Source organism: Serratia sp. KH_031 (assembly GCF_057839655.1).
This window is the reverse complement of record NZ_CM174496.1, coordinates 2,315,914-2,336,372: the sequence shown is the minus strand read 5'-3', so window position 1 is coordinate 2,336,372 and position 20,459 is coordinate 2,315,914. Positions and strand designations below refer to the sequence as shown.

General features: G+C 49.6%; 21 protein-coding genes. 16 read left to right on the top strand and 5 right to left on the bottom strand.

The window, feature by feature from the left end:
- Nucleotides 1-2 precede the first annotated feature (2 nt).
- On the bottom strand, nt 3-986 hold the full coding sequence (locus AC3ISQ_RS10520; protein ID WP_489352967.1) for an arabinose ABC transporter substrate-binding protein: 984 nt from the start codon (nt 984-986) through the stop codon (nt 3-5).
- Between the two features lie 406 nt (nt 987-1,392).
- Between AC3ISQ_RS10520 and AC3ISQ_RS10515 the strand changes: the two genes are divergently transcribed.
- Nucleotides 1,393-2,814 carry a glycoside hydrolase family 1 protein gene (locus AC3ISQ_RS10515; RefSeq protein WP_489352965.1) on the top strand — a complete coding sequence of 474 codons (1,422 nt, stop codon included), beginning with the start codon at nt 1,393-1,395 and terminating at the stop codon, nt 2,812-2,814.
- A 36-nt stretch (nt 2,815-2,850) separates the two neighbouring features.
- On the opposite strand, the gene AC3ISQ_RS10510 is transcribed toward AC3ISQ_RS10515, so the two are convergent.
- On the bottom strand, nt 2,851-3,150 hold the full coding sequence (locus AC3ISQ_RS10510; RefSeq protein WP_489352963.1) for a hypothetical protein: 300 nt from the start codon (nt 3,148-3,150) through the stop codon (nt 2,851-2,853).
- A gap of 173 nt (nt 3,151-3,323) precedes the next feature.
- Nucleotides 3,324-4,553, bottom strand: a complete 1,230-nt coding sequence (locus AC3ISQ_RS10505; RefSeq protein ID WP_489352961.1) for an MFS transporter — start codon at nt 4,551-4,553, stop codon at nt 3,324-3,326.
- A gap of 630 nt (nt 4,554-5,183) precedes the next feature.
- Between AC3ISQ_RS10505 and AC3ISQ_RS10500 the strand changes: the two genes are divergently transcribed.
- The 4 genes from AC3ISQ_RS10500 (at nt 5,184) to rsxC (ending at nt 8,888) form a co-directional block, all read left to right on the top strand.
- Nucleotides 5,184-5,627, top strand: coding sequence for a DUF2569 domain-containing protein (locus AC3ISQ_RS10500; protein ID WP_489352959.1), 444 nt, complete (start codon nt 5,184-5,186; stop codon nt 5,625-5,627).
- 144 nt (nt 5,628-5,771) lie between these two features.
- Nucleotides 5,772-6,353, top strand: a complete 582-nt coding sequence (gene rsxA / locus AC3ISQ_RS10495) for an electron transport complex subunit RsxA (protein ID WP_489352957.1) — start codon at nt 5,772-5,774, stop codon at nt 6,351-6,353.
- Complete coding sequence (gene rsxB / locus AC3ISQ_RS10490; RefSeq protein ID WP_489352955.1) at nt 6,353-6,928, top strand: electron transport complex subunit RsxB; 576 nt, start codon at nt 6,353-6,355, stop codon at nt 6,926-6,928. Before rsxA ends, rsxB begins: the two co-directional genes overlap by 1 nt.
- Entirely contained in the window at nt 6,921-8,888 is a 1,968-nt protein-coding gene (gene rsxC, locus AC3ISQ_RS10485; protein WP_489352953.1) for an electron transport complex subunit RsxC, read from the top strand. Before rsxB ends, rsxC begins: the two co-directional genes overlap by 8 nt.
- Nucleotides 8,889-8,922: 34 nt before the next feature.
- Here rsxC and AC3ISQ_RS10480 read toward each other — a convergent pair whose 3' ends face one another.
- A complete protein-coding gene (locus AC3ISQ_RS10480; RefSeq protein WP_489352952.1) occupies nt 8,923-9,816 on the bottom strand; it encodes a helix-turn-helix domain-containing protein in 894 nt (297 codons plus the stop codon).
- Between the two features lie 308 nt (nt 9,817-10,124).
- On the opposite strand from AC3ISQ_RS10480, the gene AC3ISQ_RS10475 reads away from it, so the two are divergent.
- From AC3ISQ_RS10475 to AC3ISQ_RS10435, 9 genes are all read left to right on the top strand, one after another.
- Nucleotides 10,125-10,694 carry a dihydrofolate reductase family protein gene (locus AC3ISQ_RS10475; protein WP_489352950.1) on the top strand — a complete coding sequence of 190 codons (570 nt, stop codon included), beginning with the start codon at nt 10,125-10,127 and terminating at the stop codon, nt 10,692-10,694.
- 98 nt (nt 10,695-10,792) lie between these two features.
- Nucleotides 10,793-11,878, top strand: a complete 1,086-nt coding sequence (gene rsxD / locus AC3ISQ_RS10470) for an electron transport complex subunit RsxD (RefSeq protein WP_489352948.1) — start codon at nt 10,793-10,795, stop codon at nt 11,876-11,878.
- 9 nt (nt 11,879-11,887) lie between these two features.
- On the top strand, nt 11,888-12,517 hold the full coding sequence (rsxG, locus tag AC3ISQ_RS10465; protein WP_489353225.1) for an electron transport complex subunit RsxG: 630 nt from the start codon (nt 11,888-11,890) through the stop codon (nt 12,515-12,517).
- Nucleotides 12,514-13,212 carry an electron transport complex subunit E gene (locus AC3ISQ_RS10460; protein WP_489352946.1) on the top strand — a complete coding sequence of 233 codons (699 nt, stop codon included), beginning with the start codon at nt 12,514-12,516 and terminating at the stop codon, nt 13,210-13,212. The genes rsxG and AC3ISQ_RS10460 overlap by 4 nt, the downstream gene beginning before the upstream one ends.
- Complete coding sequence (nth, locus tag AC3ISQ_RS10455) at nt 13,212-13,853, top strand: endonuclease III (RefSeq protein ID WP_489352944.1); 642 nt, start codon at nt 13,212-13,214, stop codon at nt 13,851-13,853. Before AC3ISQ_RS10460 ends, nth begins: the two co-directional genes overlap by 1 nt.
- A 515-nt stretch (nt 13,854-14,368) precedes the next feature.
- Nucleotides 14,369-15,859, top strand: a complete 1,491-nt coding sequence (dtpA, locus tag AC3ISQ_RS10450; RefSeq protein WP_489352942.1) for a dipeptide/tripeptide permease DtpA — start codon at nt 14,369-14,371, stop codon at nt 15,857-15,859.
- A gap of 235 nt (nt 15,860-16,094) precedes the next feature.
- Nucleotides 16,095-17,261: a benzoate/H(+) symporter BenE family transporter gene (locus AC3ISQ_RS10445; protein WP_489352940.1), complete on the top strand. Its 1,167-nt coding sequence runs from the start codon at nt 16,095-16,097 to the stop codon at nt 17,259-17,261.
- A gap of 43 nt (nt 17,262-17,304) precedes the next feature.
- On the top strand, nt 17,305-18,201 hold the full coding sequence (gene bla / locus AC3ISQ_RS10440; RefSeq protein WP_489352938.1) for a class A beta-lactamase: 897 nt from the start codon (nt 17,305-17,307) through the stop codon (nt 18,199-18,201).
- A gap of 27 nt (nt 18,202-18,228) precedes the next feature.
- Nucleotides 18,229-18,723, top strand: coding sequence for a cupin domain-containing protein (locus tag AC3ISQ_RS10435; RefSeq protein ID WP_489352936.1), 495 nt, complete (start codon nt 18,229-18,231; stop codon nt 18,721-18,723).
- On the opposite strand, the gene AC3ISQ_RS10430 is transcribed toward AC3ISQ_RS10435, so the two are convergent.
- Nucleotides 18,688-19,542 (bottom strand): aminoglycoside phosphotransferase family protein, encoded by an 855-nt coding sequence (locus AC3ISQ_RS10430; RefSeq protein WP_489352934.1) that lies wholly within the window; start codon nt 19,540-19,542, stop codon nt 18,688-18,690. The two genes, AC3ISQ_RS10435 and AC3ISQ_RS10430, sit on opposite strands and share 36 nt — an antisense overlap.
- A 105-nt stretch (nt 19,543-19,647) precedes the next feature.
- On the opposite strand from AC3ISQ_RS10430, the gene AC3ISQ_RS10425 reads away from it, so the two are divergent.
- Both AC3ISQ_RS10425 and AC3ISQ_RS10420 read left to right on the top strand, forming a co-directional pair.
- Complete coding sequence (locus tag AC3ISQ_RS10425) at nt 19,648-20,025, top strand: RidA family protein (RefSeq protein ID WP_489352932.1); 378 nt, start codon at nt 19,648-19,650, stop codon at nt 20,023-20,025.
- An 88-nt stretch (nt 20,026-20,113) separates the two neighbouring features.
- The gene (locus AC3ISQ_RS10420; RefSeq protein WP_489352930.1) at nt 20,114-20,377 is read left to right on the top strand and encodes a YjbD family protein; all 264 of its coding nucleotides are present in this window, start codon (nt 20,114-20,116) and stop codon (nt 20,375-20,377) included.
- The last annotated feature ends 82 nt before the right edge of the window (nt 20,378-20,459 follow it).

The window sequence follows — 20,459 nt, the reverse complement described above, 5'->3', positions numbered from 1 at the left end:
TGTTACATCAGACCTTTTTTCTGCAATTCAACTTTGAAGTTGTCGCGGGTGATCAGCACCACATCAGTCACTTCGGTGAATTTCGGCGGCTCAACCCCTTTTTCCACCCACTCATTCAGCATCTGGATACTTTTGTAACCGTGAATATCCGGGCTAGGTAACAACGAGCCGTAGAAACCGGTCGCTTGTGCTTTAGAAAGTTCACTGATCGCATCAACACCGTTAATGCCGATACCAATCACGTTAGGTGCTTTGAACCCCTGACCTTCAGTTGCTCGCACGCCGCCTAAAACGGTGTTGTCGTTCATGCCAACAATAAGCCAGTTTTTCACCTCAGGATGTTGCACCAACATCGAGTTGGCAGCGTCGAAAGCGCCTGGAATATCGTTCGATTTAGTCGGTACTTTGTAGATCTGTTTTTCTGGGAAACCCGCCGCTTTCAATGCGTCGATCGAACCAGTGGTACGGCGACGTGCGGTGTCCAACTCATCAGCAGTGATTGCCATCACTCCCGTATCAGCCGCTTGCCAACCGCGTTTGTTCATTTCCTTCCACAGCTCTTGCCCTTGGCGTTCACCGATTTTGGTTGCCGCCATCATCACCAAAGGCACGCTGTCCATCGGTTTGCCTTTGGCATTGACGAATTGATCGTCCACCGCGATCACTTTCAGATCGTAACTGCGTGCTTTGGCGATAATCGCTGGCCCCAATTTAGGATCAGGCGTACAGATAACGAACCCTTTCGCGCCGCTAGCCGCGAGGCTGTCGATAGCATTCAGGGTTTTCTCGCCGTCCGGCACCGCGATTTTAATGACTTCAAAGCCCAAATCTTTCCCCGCCTTATCGGCGAATTTCCATTCGGTTTGGAACCATGGCTCCTCTGGTTGTTTAACCAGAAAACCCAATTTGACGGTTTCCGCGATAGCCGAATGTGACATAACCGCCGCTAAGCCAATCGCCGCCAGTGCCTTAGTCATTTTATGCATGGTTCTCTCCAGGGTGCTGTTTCCCCTAACGGTAAAAATTCGCCAAGGTGAAAACGTTATCAATTAGGGTGACTTTGCTGGCGTAGCGCTTATCCGCGCGCCATTCACCAACAAGAGTAGTAAGACGGAGTAAGTTTTAGCGGTTATTCAACAACTAAATATAGAGCGTTATCACATCCAAGGATTACAGCAATTTTGTACATAGATTCAGCCGATTTAACCCAATTTTAACTTTGTGTCGCCCATCACAAAACGTCACTACGGAGCAGAAAAATACATATCTTGGGTGGATCTATTTATTGTCACCACAAAATGAAACCGGTTTCTGAAACCGGTTGCAAAAACAATTCCATTTCGCCTAAACTATACTCAGACCCTATTTCTATCCTCAACAAGCGAGTGTGTTATGTCAGCATTCCCGAAAGATTTTCTCTGGGGCGCGGCTACGGCGGCGTATCAAGTCGAAGGCGGATACAACGCCGATGGCAAAGGGCTATCCATCTGGGATACCTTCTCTCACCTGCCCGGCACCACCTATCAAGGCACCAACGGCGATGTCGCGGTCGATCACTATCACCGCTTTAAAGAAGACGTCGCGCTGATGGGCGAAATGGGCATGAAAAGCTACCGTTTCTCCATCTCTTGGGCGCGCCTATTGCCGCAAGGTCGTGGGAAAGTTAATGAAGTCGGTGTGACATTCTACAGCGATTTAATCGACGAACTGTTGGCTCACGGCATTGAACCGATGATTACGCTGTATCACTGGGATCTGCCGCAGGCTCTGCAAGATGAAGGTGGCTGGGAAGCGCGTAGCACCGCCGAAGCTTTCGAAGAGTACGCTCGCCTGTGCTATCAAAACTATGGCGATCGGGTAAAACTCTGGTCCACCTTTAACGAAACCGTCTGCTTTATCGGTTTTGGCTATATTACCGGCGGCCACCCACCGGGTGTGCAAGATCCGAAGCGCGCGATCCAAGCCTGTCACCATGTCTTCGTGGCTCATGCCAAAGCAGTGGCGGCTTTCCGCGAGCTAAAAATCGGCGGTAAAGACGGTAAAATCGGTTTTGTTAATGTGCTGCAAACTCACACCCCGCTCACTCAGTCGGCCGACGATCTGGCCGCGTTTGAACTAGCCGAAGGCATTTTCACCCACTGGCTGTACGATCCGGTGCTAAAAGGTGAATACCCTGCCGAGTTGTTGGCGCAGACCCAAGCCATCTGGGGCGTTCCTGAATTTGCCGCCGGTGATGACCAGTTACTACGCAATAACATCTGCGACTTTATCGGCCTGAATTACTACAAACGCGAAACCATTGCCGCCAATAACCAAGAAACTCGCCTGAAAATGAACACCAGTGGTGACAAAGGGAGTGGTCATCAGGAAGGTAACGAGTTTGGTTTCAAAGGATTATTCAAGTTCGTGCGCAACCCGAACGGTGTTTACACCGATTGGGATTGGGAGATCTATCCGCAGGGGCTGACCGAAGGCATCATGAATATCAAAAAACGTTACGGTGATATTCCGATGTACATCACCGAGAACGGGTTAGGTGCCAAGGACCCCATTATCAACGGCGAAGTGGTGGACGATCCGCGTATCGATTATCTGAATCAGCATATCGATGCCATTAAAGATGCGATTGACCAAGGTGCCGATGTGCGCGGTTATTACCCGTGGTCGTTTATCGATCTGCTGAGTTGGTTGAATGGTTTCCAGAAACAATACGGTTTCGTGTATGTCGATCACGATAAAGGATTGGCGCGCCAACGTAAGAAAAGTTTCTTCTGGTACAAAGAGTTAATCGCCAGTCATGGTGAGAAACGTTAAAAATAGTCGAGGGCATGTCAGTGCATGCCCTCGGCATCACTTAAAGATATCTGTCGAATCTGTCGGGTAAGCCGTTGAAGATTTAGGGATGTTCGAGGGAAATTTAAAGGGTTCGTCAGGCTTGATCGGGTAACTCGGATAATTTACCGATGGATCAGCTGAACCATCTGCCGCACCTTTGGCTGCCACCTTCCCCATTCTGCCGGATCCTTCCACCACTTTGGATTGCGAGTAAACCTGCTCTTGGCTGCATGTAGTACGACTGCGACAGTCATATTGCTGGGTGCACCCAGACAACATCATCATTAATCCTATAATAGAAAAGACTTTTCTCATTGTTAATTCCTTGTAAATTGGCTCCATTTAATTGCGATACGTACTTTTAGAGATGTAGCTTTTACGATTAGTTCCTTGATGGATTTAATCTGTTATCAGTTTTTGTTTACTGCCTCATTCACTCAGCATAAGTGTGGCAGGGTTTACGCCGAGTCGGTGCATCCATCACTACATTATTGAAGTGGGGATGTGGGTGCATTTTCTACTTGCCCTTCCCGCCGACAAGCATAGATACAAAGCAATATTCCGAGGAGTAAAGTATTTAGTGAGAGTATCCACCACAGATTTCCGGACTGCAGAGCAGTTCCTATACTCGTAATACCAAAAAAAGTCACCAAAGAACGCGGAACACGAAAAGCCGCCATTGTTTGACCATAGCTGTTTTTATCACTGGTCTCCCGAACACGTGCAGCAATGAAAATAGCCCACCATACCCCGACAAATTCAAGAGCCACAGCCAAAACAGGCAAAAACCACGGGCTCCGGTTATTCATACCCCAGAAAGCCAACAATGCGGCAATTGCAAAAATGACAAAAAAAGTAATCAGGAAAAAATACCAACGGAAAACCATATTTGTATTGCTCATGAATCTTGGATAAATCCAAGAGGCACAGCTATCTAGAATGCCACTCATTGCTCCCAAGAGAAAAACAACAGCAAAAGGGGTGGTCCCCAATGAAAAAGCGATGACGTCAAAATTGGTGTTAAAAGAAGTTTCTGTAAAGGCCAAGATGCACATCGATAATGCCAGAAACCAGTGTTTTCTGATAAGCCGGAAAGTTTGACGATAAACACCACCAGAATTATCAACCCGGGAGGTATTATCCCCTTCCCCTTTTGGTATTGTTTTCCCCCACAAGAAGAAAAATAATATAGTGGCAGACAAGAAATAACAGCAGGCAGATACTGTGAAAAACCAGAGCGGAGAATAACGGTCATATAAAGCTGCCAACGCGAGACCCGAAAGGAAAACGGTCATGCCTGTGACTCGAGATACACGGGCTACACTGATCTCATAATCATCATGGAGCAACGGGATAAGATATTGATTGATTATGATAAGAGTCAGGTTAAGGATGAGAGAAAAACCCAGAACCAAAACAGTTGTCCAAATAGGACTAAACTGGTGCAAACTCCCGAAAAAGAAAACGAATACCCCGCAACCTATTTGCCCACAGCAAAGCCATAAAAATTTATATTTTGTACGATCAATCATTCTACCGGCAATGGGACCCCAGAAAAGGCTGGACAACGCAGTTGCACCGATCAATGCAGAAACGATCACCGGACTAGTATTGATTTTTATTAGATAAAACGAGAAAAAACCGATGTAAAGACAGGCTCCAGCACTGGACAAAGCAATAAAGAAATACAAGACCGTTCGCAACTTACTGTCAATCATTGAAATCAACCTCTCGCAGAAAAACATATTCCAATATAAGTCTTCGACCAGCGCGCTCTGCAGCCCGTATTGACGGTGTCAAACTACTATTATATTGATTAGGTCTGAGCTGGCTGTAGCGCCAAATTTGTCTACGGGCTCAGGGGCATGCCCCTTAATCAGTTGGTGTCCAACTTTAGTGCACAGTTCAAAAAACGTCGTGTTCATCAGCCAGCCTGAGAGAGCGAGCCCTCTGCATCACTTAAATATATTTGTCGAATATGTAGGGTAAGCCATTGATTATTTAGGAATAGCAGAGGGGAGCTTGAATGGTTCAACAGGCTTGAATGGCTGGTTCGGATAACTCACCGAAGGATCGGCCGAGCCATCTACCTCTGCCCTTGGCTGCACTCGTTCACCTGACATTCATAGGGCTGGCTACACCCAGAAAGCGCCATTACCATTCCTGCGCCAAAAACCATTTTTATCATGAGTTTCTCCTTTTGGTTTCGTTCCGTTGGCTATCACAACCGCGGTTAGGGCTTCAATTTACTCGATAAGTTCCTGATCGTGCTACGAGAGATGACGAAATCAATCTAACCCGTTAAGCTATGCGACCAATAGTTCTATCCTCGTTTATCAGGAAGCTGTATGTCACAACAAGCTGAATACACCCGCATCGGTGGTTGGTTGCTGGTACCCATGGCCTATTTGATCGTCACCCTGCTCAGCGCCAGCCTGATGTTGCTCTTGTACGGTATGGCCATCGCGATGCCGGAATCCCGCGAATACCTGATAACCAACGCTCAAGCCTTTACCCTGCAGTGGTATTTCTCCGTGGTGACGACGCTCGTCATGTGGTGCTTTACGCTGTGGTTGTTGTGGCTGTTCTGCAAACGTTCGCAACGTTTCCCAAAACTGTTTTTGGTTTGGATACTGATCACCGTGTTGTTGGCGATCAAAGCTTTTGCTTTTGCGCCCATTCCCGATGAAGTCGCGGTGCGCAGTCTCGGTTGGCCGCTGTTGATGGCCGCACTTTTAGTGCCTTATATGCGCCGTTCGGTGCGGGTAAAAGGCACCTTTACTGAGTCATAATCTTCAACAGATAAAAATTCATGATTGATTTGTGCGAAATTTAGCCAAAAAATGCCAAAATAGATAATACCCCTGCAATTGATCTGTTGTCGTTAGGCTGTCGATTCCCGATAATAGGCGGCTTTTATTTTTTTAGGCGTTGTAATGACCGAATACTTGCTTCTGTTTGTTGGCACCGTGCTGGTGAATAACTTTGTTCTGGTGAAGTTTCTTGGCCTGTGCCCGTTTATGGGCGTTTCCAAGAAGCTAGAGAGCGCCATCGGCATGGGCATGGCGACCACCTTCGTGATGACCATGGCCTCCATCAGCGCTTGGCTAATTAACAACTTTATCCTGATCCCGTTGGATCTGGTTTATCTGCGTACCCTGTCCTTTATTTTAGTGATCGCCGTAGTGGTGCAATTCACTGAAATGGTGGTGCGCAAAACCAGTCCGGCACTGTATCGCCTGTTGGGTATTTTCCTGCCGCTGATCACCACCAACTGTGCGGTGCTAGGCGTGGCGTTGTTGAACGTCAACCTCGGCTACAACTTCCTGCAATCGGCGGTGTACGGCTTTAGCGCTGCCGCCGGTTTCTCGCTGGTCATGGTGCTGTTCGCCGCTATTCGTGAACGTTTGGCGGTTGCCGATGTGCCTGCGCCGTTCCGTGGCTCCTCGATTGCCTTGGTCACTGCCGGGTTAATGTCGCTGGCCTTTATGGGCTTTACCGGGCTGGTGAAATTCTAATGAGTGCCTTGTGGATTGCGATTGCGGCATTAAGCGCTCTGGGACTGCTGTTTGGCGTGGTGCTCGGTTTTGCCGCCCGTCGATTTGAAGTGGAAGAAGACCCGATCGCCGAACAGGTCGATGAGATCTTGCCACAGAGCCAATGTGGCCAATGCGGCTATCCCGGTTGTCGCCCTTATGCCGAAGCCGTCGCCAATGGCGAGATGATTAACAAATGCGCGCCCGGTGGCGAGCAAGTGATGCTGAAACTGGCCGAATTACTCAACGTCGAACCCCAACCGCTGGATGGCGGCGCAGAAGTCGCCGAGCCAGTGCGTAAAGTGGCGTTTATCGACGAAGCCAACTGTATCGGCTGCACCAAATGTATTCAGGCTTGCCCGGTGGATGCCATCGTCGGCGCAACCCGCGCCATGCATACCGTAATTACCGATCTCTGTACCGGCTGTGACCTGTGCGTCGCGCCGTGCCCAACCGATTGTATTGAAATGAAACCGGTCGCTACCACTACCGCCAACTGGAAGTGGGATATGAACAGCATTCCGGTGCACGTGATTTCAGTGGAGCAACATGTTTAATCTGTTCGCCGCCTTCAAAAAAGATCGGATTTGGGACTTTGACGGCGGCATCCATCCGCCTGAGATGAAGACTCAATCCAGCGGCACGCCGTTACGCGTGGCTCCCCTGCCCGATATTTTTATCATTCCACTGCAACAACATCTGGGGCCAGAAGGCGAACTGTGCGTTAAAGCGGGTGATAAGGTTCTCAAAGGCCAACCGTTAACCGTCGGCCGTGGCCGAACGCTGCCAGTCCATGCGCCGACTTCAGGCATTATCAGCGCGATCAAACCGCATATCACTGCCCATCCTTCCGGGTTAGCTGAGCTGTGCGTGATTATCCAACCCGACGGTGAAGATCGCTGGTGTGAGTTAGATCCGGTGACTGATTATCGTCAACTGGACAGCGCAGATCTGATTAACCGTATCCATCAGGCTGGAATCGCCGGTTTGGGCGGTGCGGGCTTCCCCACCGCCAGCAAACTGCAAGGTGGCGCGCAACACAGCGTGGAAACACTGATCCTCAACGCCGCCGAGTGTGAGCCTTACATCACGGCCGATGATCGTTTGATGCAAGAACATGCGGACCAAATCCTTGAAGGTACGCAGATTTTACGTCACTTACTGCAACCTAAAGTGACGCTGATTGGTATAGAAGACAATAAGCCAGAAGCGATCGCCGCATTGAAGTTGGCGTTACAACGTCACCCAGAAATTAGCCTGCGCGTGGTACCAACCAAATATCCATCTGGCGGTGCTAAGCAACTCACTAAGATCTTGACCGGTAAAGAAGTTCCACACGGCAAGCACTCATCTGCCATCGGCGTATTGATGCAAAACGTCGGTACTGCATTCGCCATCAAACGAACGATTGTCGACGGTGAGCCACTGATTGAACGCGTAGTAACGTTGACAGGTGAAGCGGTCAGTCAACCGGGCAATCTGTGGGCGCGCATTGGTACACCAGTGCAGCATTTGTTGAAATTCGTGGGTTTCAAACCACAACCACAACAAATGGTCGTCATGGGCGGGCCTTTGATGGGCTTTACCCTGCCCGCGTTGAACGTGCCGATCGTCAAAATCAGTAACTGCATTTTGGCACCGACCGTGGACGAGATGGCGCAGCCAGAAGTAGAACAATCCTGTATTCGTTGCGGATTGTGTGTCGATGCCTGCCCAGCCGGATTGTTACCGCAACAGCTTTACTGGTTTAGTCGTGGTAAAGAACACGATAAAGCCCGCAATCACAGTCTGTTTGACTGCATTGAATGCGGTGCTTGCGCCTATGTCTGCCCTAGCAATATTCCACTGGTGCAGTATTACCGGCAGGAAAAGGCTGAAATCAAAGCGTTGGATCAGGAAGCCGCTCGCACTGCCGAAGCCAAAGCACGTTACGAAGCTAAATTGGCTCGTTTAGAACGTGAAAAACTGGCGCGAGAAGAGCGCCATAAAAAATCGGCGGTTAAACTCACCGACAAAGATCAAGATGCGGTTCAAGCCGCGCTCGCACGTGTGCGCAGCAAAAACGCAGAACCTATTGAGGTAATTAGCGGTCAGGAGCCTGACAACAGCGCAATGATTGCTGCCCGTGAAGCGCGTAAAGCGCAGGCGCGTGAACGTCGGGCGCAGCAAGAAGTCACCACTTCGCCTGTCACGCCTGAACCTACGGCGATAGAGGATGACCCGCGTAAAGCCGCGGTTGCAGCGGCCTTAGCACGTGTGAAAGCCAAGAAAGCCGCACAACAGGCAGAAGCGGTTGCGCCAGTCGAATCGGCAGTTGAGGAAGATCCACGTAAAGCCGCCGTCGCCGCTGCTTTGGCGCGCGTAAAAGCCAAAAAAGCCGCACAACAAGCGGAAGTGGTTGCCCCCGTCGAACCGGTGATTGAGGAAGATCCACGCAAAGCTGCCGTTGCTGCCGCCATTGCACGAGTAAAAGCTAAAAAGGCTGCGCAACAGCAAGCAACGGGCGATAAAGAGTAATCGACAAGGTGCCTTACAGGAAGTAAGGCACTGATTAGTTAATGGAAATCAGGTAGGTATAAGCGACTTCAATTTGCCGCATTTTAGATTCTTGCTTCCACTCTTTCGGCTCAATAATCTCCATTTCCATACTGCCCTTCACTTCATGACGTAGCCCAGGCATCACATTGGTCGCCAAGTAAGCAAAGAACTGCACGCATTCTTTCGCCGAGCCGTTAAAGTTGATGGAAATATATTCCTGCTCTGGAATACGAATATTATCGAGATGATGTCCAGACAGAATATCTTTCTTATGCTGCGGTTCAACGGCCATCATGTGCGTAGATGAGCAAAGCCCTTCACCGCTGACTCGCTCTTGATGAACGCTATAAACCCGATGACAATCAACGCTTAACCCCTTGAAGAAATCATTGAAGATCTCATCTTTCATCGCCATACAAGAGGAATGTTCAATCTTCTCAAGTGCATCGAAATCCAATTGACGTGCAAAACCAACCAGTTGCATCTCCGGCATCGTCAGCCGTTTCACTTCGGGGTAATAGCCCTTCTCATACTTAGCATCGAAATTGAAACGTGGCATCAGATTCTTCACGTCCCATTTTTCCATCAAACGATAGCGATTCGGCGTGGTGCCAAAGCGCTGTTTGAACATTCTGGTAAAGGTTTGTTGCGAATCGAACCCCAGTTCGTCGGAAATATCAATGATGGTACGGTGGGTGATACGTAACGCCACCGCGGCACGCGTCAGAATGCGTGTACGGATGTAAGTGGCAAGCTGGATCCCAGTAATCCGCTTGAACTTACGCTGTAAGTGCCACTTGGAGTAACCGGAAATACGCGCAACCTCGTCTAGATTAGGGCGTTTTTCCAGATTGATCTCTACCCACTCAATTAACTCTTCAATAAAAAAAATGTCTTCATTCGTCATTATTATACATATACCAACTTAATAATTGCCGCGATAATAACCTAGATAGATTATGTGAAAGTAGCTATTTTGTGCCCAAAGTTCGCCGCGATATTCGTCGTTCCAGCTGTAGCTATGAGTCTGGGTTTGTTTATCACCACGCAAAACGTTTTTGCTTCAAATGTTCAAATCAGAATAATATATATACCCAAAATCATTCAAGATGCGTCGAGGCGGGTCGCTCCAGCGCATTCGGGTGCGAGAGCGTAGCCAACAGAGCGGCAGCTTGAAGGATAACAGGTATACAACCTATATATTGAGGCATCCCAATGATCACCGCACATGTTTTCATCGCCATCAGTCTGGACGGGTTCATCGCCCGGCACGATGGTGATATCACCTGGTTGTTGCAGCGCGATGACCCGACAGAAGACCATGGCTACCCAGCCTTCATCGCTGACAAAGACGTGATCGTGATGGGGCGCGGAAGCTACGAGAAGGCATTGACCTTCGACCCATGGCCTTACGACCGCCCCGTGGTGGTACTGTCCAAACAACTGGCCAATACCCCCGTTCCCGAGGCACTGAAAGGCAGAGTGCGATTTTCCGATCGCTCCCCCAAGGACGAGATGGAGGCGCTGGCCGAGCAGAACGTGAGTCGGGTCTACGTCGACGGCGGCCAAGTGGTGCAGTCCTTCTTGCGCGATGGGTTGATTGCCGACATGGTGATCACCACCATTCCTGTGTTGATCGGATCGGGACGGCCGCTATTTGGTGCGTTATCCCAAGACATTGATCTCAAACTGGTATCCAGCCGCAGCTTTGCTTCGGGTCTGGTGCAATCGAGTTATCGGCTTGCCCTGAATATCCATACTGTTAAGACGTATTACCCATCCTGAGATTAAGGTAGAATGCTGCGCTATAATTTTCGCATCCCCCCAAATTGCACAACGTTTTCAGCGTGCTGATAACGTGACAAAGATAGGGTAGTCACTTTATGAAGTTCAGGCCAGTACAACAGACAGCCAGCAAAAGCTTGCAGGTAGCCAGCTCCCCTTTCACCCATAACCAACAAAACACCAGCCGTATTATGCTGTGGGTGATGCTGGCCTGTATCCCTGGGATCGCTGCTCAGTTGTGGTTTTTTGGCTATGGGACGTTAGTTCAGGTGGCCTTAGCGGTGGTTACCGCACTCTTATCTGAAGCGGCGATTCTGGCTCTACGCAAACAACCGGTACGCGCCAGACTGGCGGATAACTCCGCACTACTCACCGCATTATTACTGGGCATTAGTCTACCGCCACTGGCGCCTTGGTGGATGATCGTGATCGGCACACTGTTCGCCATTGTGATCGCTAAACAACTCTATGGCGGCCTAGGGCAAAACCCATTCAACCCAGCCATGGTGGGTTATGTGGTGTTGCTGATTTCCTTCCCGGTACAGATGACCAGTTGGTTACCGCCGGAAGAATTGCGTGCCACTGCGGTTCCGCTTCATGATGTCTTGCTCGCCATTTTCAGCGGTCACACTTCGCAAGGTGCGACACTGCACGAATTGCAGATGGGCATCGACGGTATCAGCCAAGCTACCCCGTTGGATGGCTTCAAAACGGGTTTGCGTAGCGGCCATTCCGTTGAACAAGTGCTGCAACAACCGATGTTCGCAGGTCTATTAGGTGGCATTGGCTGGCAATGGGTGAACCTCGGTTTCTTGGCCGGAGGTTTATTCATGCTGGGTCGTAAACTGATCCATTGGCAAATTCCGTTCAGTATGTTGGCCGTTATCGCGGTGTGTTCTGCGTTGGCGTGGATGGTCGCTCCTGCGCATCAGGCTTCACCACTGATCCATCTGTTCTCTGGCGCCACCATGTTAGGTGCGTTCTTTATTGCCACCGATCCGGTCAGTGCATCGACGACACCAAAAGGTCGATTGATCTACGGTGCCTTAATTGGTGTGCTGGTCTGGTTGATTCGTGTTTACGGCGGGTATCCCGATGGTGTGGCCTTCGCTGTGTTGCTCGCCAATATTACCGTCCCTCTTATTGATCACTACACGCAGCCGCGTGTTTACGGACACCGCTAAGGAGCCATGATGCTGAAATCAATGAGAAAGCACGGCACCACATTGGCGGTGTTTGCCGCAGTCACTACCGGTATGACTGCGGTAGTGAACGCATTAACAGAAAAAACCATCGCCCATCAGGCCGCTTTACAACAAAAAGCGTTACTCGATCAGGTGGTACCGCCTGAGTATTACGATAACGATATGCAGGCCGAATGTCATTTAGTCAGCGATCCGGCGTTAGGAAACAACGTACCTCATCGCTTGTATCTGGCGCGTAAAAACGGTCAACCCGTGGCTGCGGCACTGGAAACTACCGCGCCAGATGGTTATTCCGGCGCGATTAAATTGTTGGTTGGTGCCGATTTTAACGGCACGGTGCTTGGCACTCGTGTGGTAGAACATCACGAAACTCCGGGGCTGGGCGATAAAATCGAGCTGCGCATTACCAACTGGATCACCTTCTTCAGTGGTAAAAAAATCGAAGGTGCCGACGATAAGCGTTGGGCCGTGAAGAAAGACGGCGGTATGTTCGATCAGTTTACCGGTGCCACCATCACACCTCGGGCGGTGGTCAATGCGGTACGTCGCACAGCGTTGTATATGGAGACGCTGCCACCTAAACTTGAAACCTTACCTGTTTGTGGAGCTGGCGAATGAGTGAAGCCAAAGAGTTAATCGTCCAAGGGTTGTGGAAGAACAACTCGGCGTTGGTACAACTGCTGGGGCTATGTCCACTGCTGGCGGTGACTTCAACCGCCACCAACGCCTTGGGCCTTGGACTGGCGACAACGCTGGTTTTGGTGATCACCAACGGGACTATCTCTGCCCTACGCCGCTTTGTACCGAGCGAAGTACGCATTCCTATTTATGTGATGATCATCGCCGCGGCGGTGAGTATCGTGCAGATGCTGATCAACGCCTACGCCTTCGGTTTGTATCAATCATTGGGGATTTTTATCCCACTCATCGTCACCAACTGTATCGTGGTTGGTCGTGCGGAAGCCGTAGCCGCCAGAAAGCCGGTTGGACTGGCGCTAATCGACGGCCTATTTATCGGCTTGGGTGCCACTGGCGCGATGTTTGTTCTCGGCTCGATGCGTGAATTGATCGGCAATGGCACGCTATTCGACGGCGCAGACCAGTTACTCGGTAGTTGGGCGAAGGTTTTACGTATCGAGGTGGTTCACTTCGATAGTCCGTTCCTGCTGGCGATGCTGCCGCCGGGTGCCTTTATTGGTTTAGGACTGATGTTGGCCGCCAAATATGTGATCGATGAAAAAATGAAGGCGCGTAAAGCCAAAACCGAGTTGGCGGAGCCAACACTGGAGCAAGGACAGGCAGAGAAAGCGTAATGAATAAACAAAAACGCCAGGAAATTCTTACCCGTTTACGTGACAACAACCCACATCCAACCACTGAGTTGATGTATACCACGCCGTTCGAGCTACTGATATCGGTGTTGCTTTCTGCGCAGGCGACCGATGTCAGCGTTAATAAGGCTACCGCCAAGCTCTATCCAGTCGCCAATACCCCCGCAGCAATACTGGCGCTGGGCGTTGACGGTGTGAAGGAGTACATCAAAACCATCGGTCTGTTCAATAGTAAAGCGGAGAACGTGATCAAAACGTGCCGCATGCTACTCGAACTACATGGTGGTGAAGTGCCAGAAGATCGCGCAGCGTTAGAAGCGTTGCCGGGCGTCGGCCGTAAAACAGCTAATGTGGTATTGAATACCGCTTTCGGCTGGCCGACGATTGCCGTCGACACCCATATCTTCCGGGTATGTAATCGCACCCATTTCGCACCGGGTAAGAATGTCGAACTGGTCGAAGAGAAGTTGCTGAAAGTGGTTCCTACCGAATTCAAGGTAGATTGCCATCATTGGCTAATCTTACACGGTCGCTATACCTGCATTGCTCGCAAACCACGCTGCGGTTCTTGCATCATTGAAGACTTGTGTGAGTTCAAAGAAAAGGTTTACCCCGAAGCCTAATCTTCTCTGGCGCAGATTCTTACTGCGCCCTCACTACGCTTTAAGTCATCAAAAAAGACAAATTAATCAAATTTTGTGGTTAATATCACGCTTTTAGGTTTACATCCCATTCACAATCGCCAGCGCAAAAATCCTAATTTTCGATAATTTTACAAATCTCTTTTTAGACGCAAGAATTCAATGGATTAATAACCAAAACCACTTCTATTGACCATGAAAATCATTTTCAGTAGAACATATGACTATTGACGTTGTGATTAGCTTTTAATCGAAATAAAAGTTCGTGAAATTAAAAAAAATCAAACGTTAATACTGCATAACATTTGCAACATAGTTGCATAGTATCGTGAGCGTTATATGTAACCGAATATGACAAATCGCTTGCCACATTGACAAAGATAGTGAACATTAACCGCCGTCATCCCATCTTATAACAACGCAGAAGGATGCAACTCTGCATCACTTTCTGTAATTCCTGTCACTCTATGACGGGTAGTGAAAAACTAGAGGTACCAGTGTCAACAGCAAACAACAAACAACCCGAAGACATCAGCTTAAACGCGTTCAAACAGCCTAAAGCGTTTTACTTAATCTTCTCTATCGAACTCTGGGAACGTTTTGGCTATTACGGCTTGCAAGGCATCATGGCCGTTTATCTGGTCAAAATGCTTGGCCTGAGCGAAGCTGATTCCATTACCTTGTTCTCTTCTTTCAGCGCCTTAGTGTATGGCTTCGTTGCCATCGGCGGCTGGTTGGGGGATAAAGTCCTCGGTTCAAAACGCGTCATCGTACTAGGTGCGTTGGTTCTGGCGGTCGGTTACGCCATGGTGGCCTATTCAGGTCACGACATTTTCTGGGTTTACCTCGGTATGGCGACTATCGCCGTCGGTAGTGGTTTGTTCAAAGCCAACCCATCTTCCCTGCTATCAACTTGCTATGATAAAGACGATCCGCGTTTGGACGGTGCATTCACTATGTACTATATGTCCGTTAACATCGGTTCCTTCTTCTCTATGCTGGCAACCCCGTGGCTGGCCGCCAAATATGGCTGGAGCGTCGCATTCTCTCTGAGCGTGGTGGGTATGTTGATCACTTTGGTCAACTTTATGATGTGCCACAAGTGGGTTAAACAATACGGTTCCAAGCCCGATTTTAAACCACTGCAGATCGCAAAACTGTTGATGGTGCTGGTCGGTGTGGTCGCGTTGATCGCGCTTTCTAGCTGGTTATTGCACAACCAAATCATCGCTCGCTGGGCGCTAGCTATTGTCTCGCTGGGTATCGTAATCGTATTCGCTAAAGAAACCTTCGCGTTGCATGGTGCTGCTCGCCGTAAAATGATCGTTGCCTTCTTACTGATGTTAGAAGCGGTGGTGTTCTTCGTGCTGTATAGCCAAATGCCAACCTCGTTGAACTTCTTTGCTATCCATAACGTGGAACACAGCATTCTGGGCGTAGCGTTTGAACCTGAGCAGTATCAAGCACTGAACCCGTTCTGGATCATGCTGGCGAGCCCGCTTCTGGCCGCACTGTATAACAAAATGGGCGATCGCCTGCCGATGCCGCACAAGTTCGCTTTCGGTATGGTGCTGTGCTCGGGTGCCTTCTTGGTGCTGCCGTGGGGCGCAACCTTCGCCAATGAGCAAGGTATCGTTTCCGTTAACTGGTTGATCCTGAGCTACGCGCTGCAAAGTATTGGTGAGTTGATGATTTCCGGTCTGGGCTTAGCGATGGTGGCACAGTTGGTTCCACAGCGCTTGATGGGTTTCATCATGGGATCATGGTTCCTGACCACCGCTGCTGCCGCACTGATTGCCGGTAAAGTCGCAGGCCTGACCGCGGTGCCAAGTGATATCAATGATGCTCATGCTTCACTGGCAATCTACAGCCACGTATTTATGCAGATTGGTATTGCTACTGCCGTTATCGCCGTGTTGATGATGCTAACCGCGCCGAAGCTGCATCGCATGACATTGGATACCGCGGAAGATATTGCCGCGAAATAAATCCCAATCACTGTACTAAACGAACACCGAGGCTTATCACCTCGGTGTTTTTTTTCATCCATTGCCAGAAAATTTGCGGCGCATCTCGAAGAACAAAAAACTGCCAATTCAAAGGGCTAAATGAAGGTTTACAAGCACCCGCTTTTTACTTCTACTTGTCGTTATTAAAATTGCCTAAACGACTACCTTCCAATTGAGTCCTGCGCTATAACTTAATGTTTTGACAGGAGGTCCCATGCGCTATTTGTCCCTATCCGCCATTGTCGCCGGTTTTGTCGCCGTTTTGGTCGGCTATACCAGTTCTGCGGCGATCATTTTCCAAGCGGCCGCGGCGGCAGGTGCTAGCCCACTGCAAATTGGCGGCTGGCTAAGTGCATTAGGGATTGGTATGGGGATCACCTCACTGGGGCTCTCCCTTTATTATCGCGCCCCGATCCTCACGGCTTGGTCAACGCCTGGAGCAGCGCTATTAGTCACCAGTTTGCCGGGTACACCAATCAATGAAGCCATCGGTGTGTTTATTTTCGCCTCGGGTCTGATTTTATTTTGTGGTGTAACTGGGCTGTTCGCTCGCCTGATGGACTATATTCCGCAAGCCATTTCGGCCGCAATGTTGGCGGGGATCTTATTGCGTTTCGGATTAGATGCCTTTGCTTCCTTACAGGTGAACTTTGTGTTGAGCGGCGGAATGTGCCTGATCTATCTGCTGACACGCCGCTATTTAGCACGTTACGCAATCGTATTAACGTTGTTGACCGGGCTCGCGATTGCCGCGTTGCAAGGTAATATCCAGTTCTCTCAACAACCTATGACGTTTGCCATGCCCGAGTTTATCACCCCGCACTTTACGCTTTCGACCTTACTGGGCATTGGTATTCCGTTCTTCGTCGTCACCATGGCCTCACAAAATGCCCCCGGCATCGCCACGTTGAAAGCCGGTGGTTATCAGGTGCCGACATCCCCGCTGATCAGTTGGACAGCGCTGACTTCGCTGTTACTGGCTCCTTTTGGTGGTTTTTCTGTTTGTATCGCCGCAATTACCGCGGCGATTTGTATGGGCCCAGATGTTGATGCCGATCCACGTCGGCGCTATCTTGCCGCCGCGGCAGCCGGTGGTTTCTATCTACTCGCAGGCATATTTGGCGGCGCGATTGGCCTGCTGTTCAGCGCCCTGCCCGTGGCATTGATCCACACCATCGCCGGTTTAGCCTTGTTAGGAACCATTGCTGGAAGCCTACAACGGGCATTACACGATGAAAAACAGCGTGATGCGGCTATCATCACCTTTTTGATCACGGCTTCGGGCGTCACGCTTTTAGGCGTTGGTGCTGCTTTCTGGGGCATTGTAGGTGGCGTCGCCGCGCATATTATTTTATCGTTACCACAGCGCACAAAGATTTAATAAGTTCATAACACAATGCACTTCAATCGATATGGATGATCCAATGTCATTTTCCCCGTTACGCCGTAAATTAGTTCTCGCTGCCGTTGCCATTCCTGCCGTTAGCGCACTGAATCCCCTTGTCGCTTTCGCCGCTGACAATAAGTTGCAACTTGCTCAACAACAGCTTGCCAAGTTGGAAAAATCCACTGGTGGTCATTTGGGTGTCACGACCATCGATACCAGTAATAACAAGGTGTTGCAATTGAATGGCGATCGTCGCTTCGCATTTTGCAGTACCTTTAAAGTCATGGCGGCTGGTGCCATTTTGCATCACAGTCTAAAAGATGAAGGTTTGCTGCAACGGCGGATCAACTATACGAAAAAAGATATGGTGGCTTACTCACCGATTAGCGAAAAGCACATCGATAGTGGGATGACGGTGGCAGAACTTTGTGCAGCCGCGATTCAGTACAGTGATAACAGTGCGGTTAACCTGTTAATGAAACAAATTGGTGGCCCAGAGGCGGTGACCGTCTTTGCCAGAAGCATCGGCGATACCACATTCCGTCTGGATCGTTGGGAAACTGAACTGAACTCCGCTATTCCCGGTGATGAGCGCGATACCACGACACCACTCGCCATGGCCACCAGCTTGCGCAAATTGACTATTGGCGATGCACTGCCGCAAGCTCAGCGCCAACAACTGATCGATTGGATGAAGGGTAACACTACCGGCGACAAGCGCATTCGTGCAGGTGTACCGGCAGGTTCTATCGTGGCCGATAAAACTGGCACTGGCGATTACGGCACCAGTAACGATATTGGCGTTATCTGGCCGACTAGTGGTAAAAAGCCATTAGTCGTTGTCATCTACTACAGTCAAGATAAACAAGATGCACCAATGAATAACGACGTCATTGCTGCCGCTACTCGTATTATCAGCCAAGCGATGATTTAATGTGACAGCGTAACGTATAGGGGCGCTATGAACGAGAAAGCCACTCAGCTTGCCGCACGGTTAATCCGTAATTTCGAGCAAGTCGAAAGAAACCATGAGGTACGTCCACCGCTGTACGACAGCGAAGGCGCACGACTCGCAATAGGAACCGCTGCGAGTAAATTGGGTGCGTCGATTGATGTGGTGGCGCCGGACAAGCGCTCCTGTCCTTACCATTATCACTACGCGCAAGAAGAAATGTTTATCGTGCTAGAAGGCGAAGGCTCTTTGCGCGTTGCGGATGAACTCTTGCCGATTAAGGGCGGCGATATGATTTTTATTCCGCCGGGGCCAGAATACCCACACCAGATCATCAATACTTCAGACGCACCGTTAAAATACCTTTCCATTAGCACTCGTGAGCAACCTGAATTCGTCGTGTATCCAGATTCCGGCAAATATCAGGCCATCGCTGACGGAGGAAAAGTGCGTCTGATCCAGCGCCCTTCAGCGTCGCTCGATTATTGGCAAGATGAACCCTGAGTCCTCATGTGGTAGCGCCACCCCTAAAGCGCGCGCTGCCAATTCCGCCACGCGAAAATCAATATCCGCCGCCTCACCATCTTCCATAAACCAAGCGGCAGAAAGCCCAGCCCAAGCCAAAATCCATTGCAGTAGTCGTTGCCGTTCGATGCCACTAAAAGCACAGATTTGTTCGACACGTCGATGAAAAATATCTGGATCGGTGGCAATGCCATAATTGGGATTGCAGAAAATATTGGCGTAATCGAAACCACGCTCGCCATAAAGCCGCTTTGGATCGATTGCCAACCAGCCTCGTTCTGCAAAATCCAATACGTTGTCGTGATGAATATCCCCATGCAATACGCTTTGTTCGCGTGGGCTGGTCAGCAACTCGGCGGCGACGGTAGCACTCAAACGCAACATACCACCGTGCGCCTGTGCGGCTGGCCACAACGAATTGAACCATTGATGTAACGGGATTAGTTCTGGCAAGGGTTGCGAACGTGGTTGGTGTAGGCGTTCAACCACTTGGCACAAGATCGTCGTCGCCTGTTCATCTTTGCCTTCTCGCACCATTTGTGCCAACGAGGCCGCCCCCTGCGCACGTTCTAGCAAAATGCCGTCTTCGTGCCAAGCCAACACCTGCGCAGCACCCTCGCCTTGCCACCAGCACATTAGCAAGCCACCGAATCGTTCTTCCTGCTCACGGGCGATTTTCAGCATCGCTGCGATACCTTGGTAACGAACCGGCATTAATAAGCTGCTATGAGTGCTAAAAGCCGGACCATCAGGTTCCAGTTGCCAACGTTGTAGATAGGGGGTAAATACGGGATTCATTGTATTTTGACCATGATTACGTTTATAAAGTAGCTGCTCAATAGTGCAGCCAGTTACCCTAAATAAGTCAAATTGATTCTCTAATAAAAGGATTGAATTTCGACCATGACATCATTAAAACGCATTAATTATCCGCAATTACCGACACCAGGTGGCCCCTATGTTCATGCTGTACGCCACAACGATACATTGTATATCTCAGGTTTAACCGCTTTTGCTACTGCCGCTCAAAATAAGGATACCGTACAGCAAGCTCAAGCGATATTGGAGCAACTGACCGCCATTGCCGCGGCTGAAGAAAGCAGTCTCAAATCGCTGATTAAAATCAGTGTTTTCCTTACTGACATTCAAGATTTGCCAGCAATACGAACGGTGTTATTTGACTATTTTAATAGCGCATTACCAGCTTGTTCTTTGATGGAAGTCAGTGCCCTATTTTCACCAGAGGTCAGCATTGAAATAGAGGCTACAATGGCTGTCTGATTGTTTTGTTGATTCGTTAATTACATTGCAACTTCTGTCACCCAATTCCGGTACACTGGGGATCGACTTCACCCATCAGGCCGTCATCATGAAAAAACTTACGCTGAAAGAAATGACCGAAAGCGAGCAACGTGAAGTAAAAACCGAGTTAGATAAAGCGCGTAAAAGCCATGGTCGCCCTTTGACCAACGCCGAGCAGAACAAAGTGAAAGATGAAGTGGTAGCACGCATTATGGCGGCGCGAGAGAAAATAGCCAAAGCCGTGCGTGCCGAGCGCAAAGCCAATCGTGTGAAACCCACGGGCGAAACCTTCAGTTGGAAATCATCCATCAGTAGCCGCCCACCACGTTGATCTGCAAAATATTGTCAGTTAACCTGCTGTTATTTTTATGCCTTAGGACTAGGATGAAAGGTTAAGTATAACCGTCGTTCAT